Here is a 6,808-nt window from a genome sequence, read left to right on the forward strand (position 1 = left end):
GAGAGGACGGTTGTCTTTTTGTCCGCCTTGCAGCGACAACTGCCCAGGTGTGGGCTGCCCGGCATGGCCGGTAAGTAAGTTGTCGCTGCGAGGCGGACACAAGGTGCATCGTCCCCGCGAGCGCCGGATGTGGCGGATCTGATCGAACGGCCCCTACAGCCCGAAGCGGGCCTTGACGTCCTTCGTCTGGAAGTGCTCGACGACGATGCCCAGCAGCGGGATGGTGCCCGACAGCAGCACCCCGATGGTCTTGCCGATCGGCCAGCGGACCTTGATCGCGAGGTTGAACGCCGCCAACACGTAGACGAAATACACCCAGCCGTGTACCACCTCGATCCACCGGATCTCATGGTGGAAAACCAGGTGCGAGACGATCTCGTAGCACAGCGCGATGAGCCACAGACCCGTCGTCCACGCCATGATGCGGTAGCCGAGCAACGCGGTGCGGATCTTCTCGACGGGGAAGGCGGGAGCCGGCGCCCCGGGTGTCTCGGGTGTGGTCATGCGGTGGTCCTGTTCTGCTTCTCGGCATCTTCTTTGGCGAGCTCGGCCAGGTAAGCGTTGTACTCCCGCAGCGCGGGATCGTCGGGCGGTGGCTGCACCGGCTTGGGTCGCTCGGGCAGCAGTCCGGCGGGTATCTCGGTCATCTCGCCACTCTTGTGCGGCTCCGGTGGCGCCTCTTCGTAGCGGACGAACTTGCGATACGCGTAAACGCAGAACCACGCGAACAGCGGCCACTGCAACGCGTAGCCCAGGTTCTGGAAGGTGCCCGAGACGGACTGGAACCTGGTCCACTGCCACCAGCCCAGGGCCAGGCAGCCGCATGCCGCGGCGATCACCAGGGCGATCAGCGCGGGCCTGCGACGGCGGGTAGTCGGCACCCCTTGACGGTACCGCTCACGATTTGGGACCGACGGATTCGTCGGGGCGCGCCACCGCGGCTTTGCGATAGACGGCCATAACGTACTGGCTGGGCTGGGTCCACGAAATCTTGAGAGCGTCGAGAGCCCCGGTGAACAAACCGCGGACGTCGTCGGACCGATTCGAAAAGTGCTAGCGCACGCTACGCACGCCGCGATCATTCGCCACCACTCGGCACCCGTCGCTGTCAATCAGACCGCGAATGAATTCCTACGTCGCCTGGTTGACCAGCAGTTGCTGCCAGGGTTCTAGCCGGATGGGCCTCATGTGCTTCGGCCCGGAACCATGCGAACTCCTGCGCTGACCGCAAGTTTGTGCCCCTGTCGTCATCGTGATGAACCCAAAACCAGGAGAGAACGCCGACAAGTTTCAGATGTATCGAGCGGTACGATCGGCACGCTGCGGGCGTGATGGAATGGCAGACATGATGGCTTTAGGTGCCATTGCTCGAAAGAGCGTGAGGGTTCGAATCCCTCCGCCCGCACCGATGCGGTAATGCCATTTGCGCTGTTAGACAGACGTTTTCATCTTTGCTAGCTTGAAGAGGACGGCCTTCCGGTGGTCGACTTCCCCCAGCTCCGGGCGCACATGGTGGGGGCCACCGAACCTCTTCCGGTGCCCCCTTCTGGCGTGAATTGGCTGCCTGCGCGCGGCAATCAGTGGCAATTGGTGCTCGGTTGCAGGCACGGTGTTCGGGGCCACGGTAGTTGCGGTGTTCGTCGTGGCCGAGGTCGAACGGTTCGCCGGGATGGATGGGTTCGCCGCAGTCGGGTCGCGCGCATATGACGGTGCCGGTGGCGATCCGCCGCTCCCACTGTTCGCGGAGGCGGCGGTGTTCGGCGCCGTAGCCGCGCTCGGTGGGGCTGGGGCGCTCGAGGTCGTGCAGCTTCTGATGTTGGCGCCGGCACGTGTCGCAACGCCCGGATGCGTCACGTGTGAGGGCAGGGCAGCGGACGCCGCGTGTGCCGAGGCAGGGGCGGGGGTGTCTGCTCATAGGCTAATTCTCCCCGGCACCCAGGACACGCCGCCCTGCGCGCTCAAGCGAGGCATGTCGGACCGCTCGACTAACCTCATGGCGGCGAGAAAGGTGGAGTCATGGACGAATACGTGTGGGGCGACGCTTCGGTGACCTACCCCGACTGGATCGGCACAGCACAACTCGATCAGAAGATGACCGGAACCGTGGATGTCTACAGTCTTACCGGGATCGACCACGACGAGTGGCAGATCGTGGGGTTCGAGTTCGGCGCTAGCGAAACGGGCATGCACAACCTTCACGTCATCGCGGTGCCGAGGTCGGAGTGGGGTCAAAGCCCGCCCTCGGACTTGTCCGATCTGAGAGCGGTCAACATCCAAATCCACAATGGCATCGACCCGTTCGACTTGCTTCGGCAAATTACGCACCTTCTGGACATGCGATTTCGCATTCGCGCCGTCAAGGACGCGACCATCACGATCACAGAGCTTCTGGACGAGCCGCCCCAGGATTAGATCAGGGGCTGCTATAGCGCGGGCGGTCGTCAAGTGTGGCAGATCTGCCACACTTGGCTCGTGCAAGGTGTTTTCAGCCTTTGCCTCGCTTGCGCCGTTGCCTCACGGCAGGCACGGAAAGTGTCGGTACGGACCTCCGCATGAACTGGTCGAAATGCGGGACCGTGAATGCCGCATACCCGTGACTCGGCGTATACAGGAGGCCTTTCTCAATCAACCCGGCGCGGGTTGGTCCACACTGCTCCGAGCTCCGATTGAGGAGCCTGGCGACGGCGCTGGCAAGTTGCGGTTCCGGACCAAGTTCGGCCATTGCCCTCAAGTACGCCTGTTCGAGCTCGGTGGCGCGATCCAGCCGCACTCGAAAAAAGCTGCTGTCGAGCTTCTCCTCATAAACAGGCTGAGCCCACTCGACATCCGTGCGCGTGATTCGATTGTCGGACGCCAGCGGCCAGACGGCATAGCCGAGTTCCTGGATAAAATAGGGATAGCGCCCCGTCACTTCGCACGCGAGTTGCAGCGCATCGGACTCGAAGCTGACACCCTCCTGCATAGCAGGCTCATGAAGCGCCGCATTCGCGTCTGCTTCGGAAAGCACTCCAATGTCGGGAAACTTGAAAAGGCGCTCGGCGTAGGACTTCGCCTCGCCAGCAAGTTCAGCGATCTGGGGTAGACCGGCTCCGACCATTGTGATCGGAAGTTCTCGCTGAACGGTCTTGTGGATCGCGGCGACCACCGCTTCTAGCTGCTCGCGGCGCAGAAACTGAATCTCGTCGAGCAGCAGCACGACGCCCGTACTGTGCTGTACGGCAGCCTCGCCTACGGCCACAAGGAGTTCGGTGAGGTCGGATGCGAGATCGCCTGAGTCCGCTACCCCTTCCGCGGCATCCGTATCGAGGCCCGCTGTGATCCTGCCATCCGGATCAATGGCGAAGGTGAAGGATTTGATCACTGCGGCCAGTCGCCGCGCTCGATCGCCCCAGCGTGCCTTCGCTGACATTTCAAACAGGGCGGATCGAAAACCTCGCGCGAGCTGGCGGCGGAAGTCGTCGTTATCGTGCTTGCTGACTTCTAGGTCGATCGTGGCCCACTTGCGGGCAGTGGCCTTCTTTCGGAACTGTCCCAGTAGCACCGTCTTGCTGACTCCACGCAGCCCCGTGATGATCATTGATTGCTCTGTGCGGCCACGCTCAAGCCTTGATAACAGGACATCGAACGAGGCCAGTTGGTCGTCTCGACCGACGACCAATGGCGGTGTTGCGCCCGCGTTGGGCGTGTACGGGTTGGAGTGCGGGTCCATTACAAGCTTTACATCATCTTTTTAGATCCAGATAAAACGTACTAAAGCTTGTAAGCGGCGCGGCACTGCGGATCGGGCGCGTCCGTGCGCCGCCTTTAATGCCCGGTCAACCCGCATACCACGGGCCCTGTAGGCGCCGGTCGCCGCGCCGATCAGCGTGGGGGCGACCCCCCGGCCGGCGAAGGCGACAGACCCGGCACCGCGAGCGTCGCGGGCTCCTCGGCCGGCCACGCCAGCTCGGCGGGCGCTCGGCGCGGGGCGACGGCACTTCACTGGTCGGCTCGCCGCCGGCACCGACGGTCGTCGGCGGATCGTGGTCGTCGTCATTAGAGGCCATAGCGGCTTCCTGGTCCGATCTGCGTCTTGCTCACCAGACCACCACGACGGCGTTGTTGCCGCCCGTGCACCGCACAGCTTGCACCACTTCGCCGTCGCTCAGGTGCGCGGTGAATCCGCCAATGCATTCCATGGTGTAGGTGTCTCCGGTGACCGGCGAATAGGCCAGAACCCCGGGGCCGCCTTGAATTAGGTAGGCCTTGCGCACGTTGTCGGCGAAGGCGCATGACGTGACCGTGGTGGCCACGCCCGCATGGCCCGAGGGGCAGATAGCGAAATTGCCCTCGGTTGGGGGCAGTGCAGGTGGCGGCGGCGCTGGGGCCGGAGCGGCTACCGTCACCGTTGAAGTCACGGGCGGCGCACTCGGCGCAGGAATGGCCACCGACGGCGTCGCAGAGGAGATTGGCGGAAGTGCCGAAGCGGGCATCGGGGCCGATGTCGTTGCCGGTCCGTTCCGCTGGCGCGTCTGCTCGGCGACGAACACCGCGGCGCCGATCGCGATCGCCAGCGCAAGCCCACACGCGACGATCACCACTGCCTGACCCCATGCCATCCCCCATGACTGGCGTCGGATCGGCTGCTCCGCATTATCGACCGACCACGCCAGCTCGGGCGCAGCCTCGGCCGACGGTGAGACGATCGCAGTCGCGTCCTCACCGGGCCCCGCGACTGTAGCCGGTTGGTCGTCGTTGTCGTCGGTCATGGTGGGTTCTCCTGGTCGCTTCGTAGCCTGCGCCGATGGCGTGACAACTGTCACTGAGAACCGGGGTGCTCAATCGGGCCGCCCCCGAGGAGAGCAGGGGCGGCCCCGTCAAACTATTTAGATGTAGACCGACTCGTTGTTACCTCCAGGGTCTAGTGTTTGCGATCTCGCTGAAGAATGAAATCCCCGTCGGAAGGGGCTTGGACAATGTCGAACGCGGCCGAACACCACAAGCAAGCAGCTGAACATCTCGAAAAAGCCGCCAAGCACCACTTGGAAGCCGCCAAGCACCACGCGGAGGGAGCGCTCGAGAAGGCCGGCAGCCAGGCCCACTTGGCGCATGCCCACCACGTTGAGGCCCTCGAGCACGCGCGGGAGGCTGCCAAGGAGCACCTAAAGGCGCTTAGCAAGAAGTAGACCTGAACCCGCTGCCCGGGCCGCCCCCGAGGAGCAGGGGCGGCCCGGGCAACTAGTTACTAAGACCTGAAAAACAGACCTCGTCGCGTTGGCGGTTGGTGTGGTGTGGTCTATATCTGGCGGGTCGCTGGGCGGTGATGTCGGTGTCATGCGGCAAGGCCGCTGATCTTGACGAGGTTGTGGGCGAAGACACCGTGGCCGCACCAGGTTCGAGCGCCGTCGATGCCGGTGAACTCGGTTCGGTTCCAGCCATAGCTGCGCTTGAGGTGGTTGATTCGGCCTTCGGATCCGGTGCGCCATTTGATCTTTTCCCGGAAGGCCCGTCGGTGTTCCAATTCGCGGCGGGCGGCGCCGGGTTTGCTCCTGCGTGGAATGGCCACATTCGCCACCCCGAGCTGGTGGAGGTCATGTTCGACCGATGCGTCTCCATAGCCGCGATCGGCGGTCACTGCCCGTGGTGGGCGCCCGGTGCGGCGGGTGATCCGTTCGATCGCGGGGGCCAATTGCGGTGCATCGGGAGGGTTTCCGAGCTCGACGGTGTGGTCGAGGATGACCCCGTCGGTGTTGTCGAGGATCTGGGCTTTGTAGCCGAATTCGACCGGCTTGCCCAGTCGTCCCTTGCGGATCGGGCGCGCATCGCCATCATGCAGGCTGACCACCCTGCTGCTTGAGTCGGGCATCACCCCGGCCAGCCGGCTTCGGGTCTGGGCCACCACGCGCTGGGTGCGCTCCACGACGGTGGTCAAGTGGTTGATGGCCTGGCGCAGCCGGGCTTGACGCCGCCCGCTGGCGCGACGAACTGCGCGTTTGGCGTTGCGGATCACCGTGGCGGCGTCGCAGATGACCTGTTCGGCGATGCCGGCCAATTCACCGGTGATCCGCCGTACCGTGGCCTGGGCCTGATCACGCTGCTGTGCACCACGCAACCGCAACTTCGACGCAATCGAACGGGCCCGACGGCCCGCAGACCGGCGCCGGTCAGGCACCTGGGTACGCACCGCGCCACCAGCGGCTTTGATCCGCTGCACGCTGCGCGCTATCGCCCCGATTCCTTTGGCCAACAGGCCCGAATCAGTCGGATATCCGACATCGGCTTCCACCACGGTGGTGTCGGCACGCACCTTGTTGGTGCGCACCAGCCTCGCCTCGACCGCCTTGGCCAGCAGCACCTCGTTGAGGCCCTCGACAGCCGCCGCGCCGCACCGCGTCGTCAGTTTCATCAACGTCGTGGGATGGGGCACCGACCCGTCCAGCGCGATCCGGCAAAACCGACGCCAGGAGATGGAATCGGCGACCTCCCGGCACAACGCCTCATAGCCCAGTCGGTAGCGAAACTTCAAGAACATCAACCGCAGGTAGGTCTCCATCGGCGTTGATGGCCGGCCCATCTGCGGGTCGAAAAACGAGACGAAGGGTGCGAAGAACGCCGGATCGTCCAGCAACGCGTCCACCCGAGCCAACTCCTCGGGCAACCGCCGCAACTCCTCCGGCAGCACCGACTCCCATAACGAGCACTGATCGCCTACAGTACGAAACACGATGGCCTCAATCCCTTCCGCAACAAGGGCATTGAGGCCATCCTCCCAGCTCAGCCCCATCCGACCGTGCATCAACGCGCCGACTTTTTCAGGTCGAAGTAGCTA

The 6,808-nt window shown here is 64.0% G+C and carries 7 protein-coding genes and 1 tRNA gene; 3 read left to right on the plus strand and 5 right to left on the minus strand.

The genetic code is table 11. The features are described 5' to 3' along the window. Window positions 1-153: 153 nt before the first annotated feature. Together VMD50_RS25415 and VMD50_RS25420 are read right to left on the minus strand one after the other, a co-directional pair. Window positions 154-504, minus strand: a complete 351-nt coding sequence (locus VMD50_RS25415) for a DUF3817 domain-containing protein (RefSeq protein ID WP_325431956.1) — start codon at window positions 502-504, stop codon at window positions 154-156. Beyond that, window positions 501-881: a hypothetical protein gene (locus VMD50_RS25420; RefSeq protein ID WP_325431958.1), complete on the minus strand. Its 381-nt coding sequence runs from the start codon at window positions 879-881 to the stop codon at window positions 501-503. Before VMD50_RS25420 ends, VMD50_RS25415 begins: the two co-directional genes overlap by 4 nt. 441 nt (window positions 882-1,322) lie before the next feature. On the opposite strand from VMD50_RS25420, the gene VMD50_RS25425 reads away from it, so the two are divergent. Both VMD50_RS25425 and VMD50_RS25430 read left to right on the plus strand, forming a co-directional pair. Next, a tRNA-Leu gene (locus VMD50_RS25425) sits at window positions 1,323-1,405 on the plus strand. Window positions 1,406-2,016: 611 nt separating this feature from the next. Further along, a complete protein-coding gene (locus VMD50_RS25430) occupies window positions 2,017-2,412 on the plus strand; it encodes a hypothetical protein (RefSeq protein ID WP_325431960.1) in 396 nt (131 codons plus the stop codon). 73 nt (window positions 2,413-2,485) lie between these two features. Here VMD50_RS25430 and VMD50_RS25435 read toward each other — a convergent pair whose 3' ends face one another. Continuing rightward, complete coding sequence (locus tag VMD50_RS25435) at window positions 2,486-3,709, minus strand: ATP-binding protein (RefSeq protein WP_325431962.1); 1,224 nt, start codon at window positions 3,707-3,709, stop codon at window positions 2,486-2,488. 367 nt (window positions 3,710-4,076) lie between these two features. Then, window positions 4,077-4,748, minus strand: coding sequence for a hypothetical protein (locus VMD50_RS25440; protein WP_325431964.1), 672 nt, complete (start codon window positions 4,746-4,748; stop codon window positions 4,077-4,079). Window positions 4,749-4,955: 207 nt separating this feature from the next. On the opposite strand from VMD50_RS25440, the gene VMD50_RS25445 reads away from it, so the two are divergent. Then, window positions 4,956-5,165 (plus strand): hypothetical protein, encoded by a 210-nt coding sequence (locus VMD50_RS25445; RefSeq protein ID WP_325431966.1) that lies wholly within the window; start codon window positions 4,956-4,958, stop codon window positions 5,163-5,165. Between the two features lie 146 nt (window positions 5,166-5,311). Here VMD50_RS25445 and VMD50_RS25450 read toward each other — a convergent pair whose 3' ends face one another. Continuing rightward, a complete protein-coding gene (locus VMD50_RS25450) occupies window positions 5,312-6,703 on the minus strand; it encodes an ISNCY family transposase (protein ID WP_325431969.1) in 1,392 nt (463 codons plus the stop codon). Window positions 6,704-6,808 lie beyond the last annotated feature (105 nt).

The organism is Mycobacterium sp. (assembly GCF_035506235.1).
In the GTDB taxonomy this organism is placed as follows: domain Bacteria; phylum Actinomycetota; class Actinomycetes; order Mycobacteriales; family Mycobacteriaceae; genus Mycobacterium.

Coding starts and splice junctions, on each gene's coding strand:
- VMD50_RS25445 (WP_325431966.1), top strand. CDS start 4,956: ATGTCGAACGCGGCCGAACACCACAAGCAAGCAGCTGAACATCTCGAA.
- VMD50_RS25435 (WP_325431962.1), bottom strand. CDS start 3,709: ATGGACCCGCACTCCAACCCGTACACGCCCAACGCGGGCGCAACACCG.
- VMD50_RS25415 (WP_325431956.1), bottom strand. CDS start 504: ATGACCACACCCGAGACACCCGGGGCGCCGGCTCCCGCCTTCCCCGTC.
- VMD50_RS25430 (WP_325431960.1), top strand. CDS start 2,017: ATGGACGAATACGTGTGGGGCGACGCTTCGGTGACCTACCCCGACTGG.
- VMD50_RS25440 (WP_325431964.1), bottom strand. CDS start 4,748: ATGACCGACGACAACGACGACCAACCGGCTACAGTCGCGGGGCCCGGT.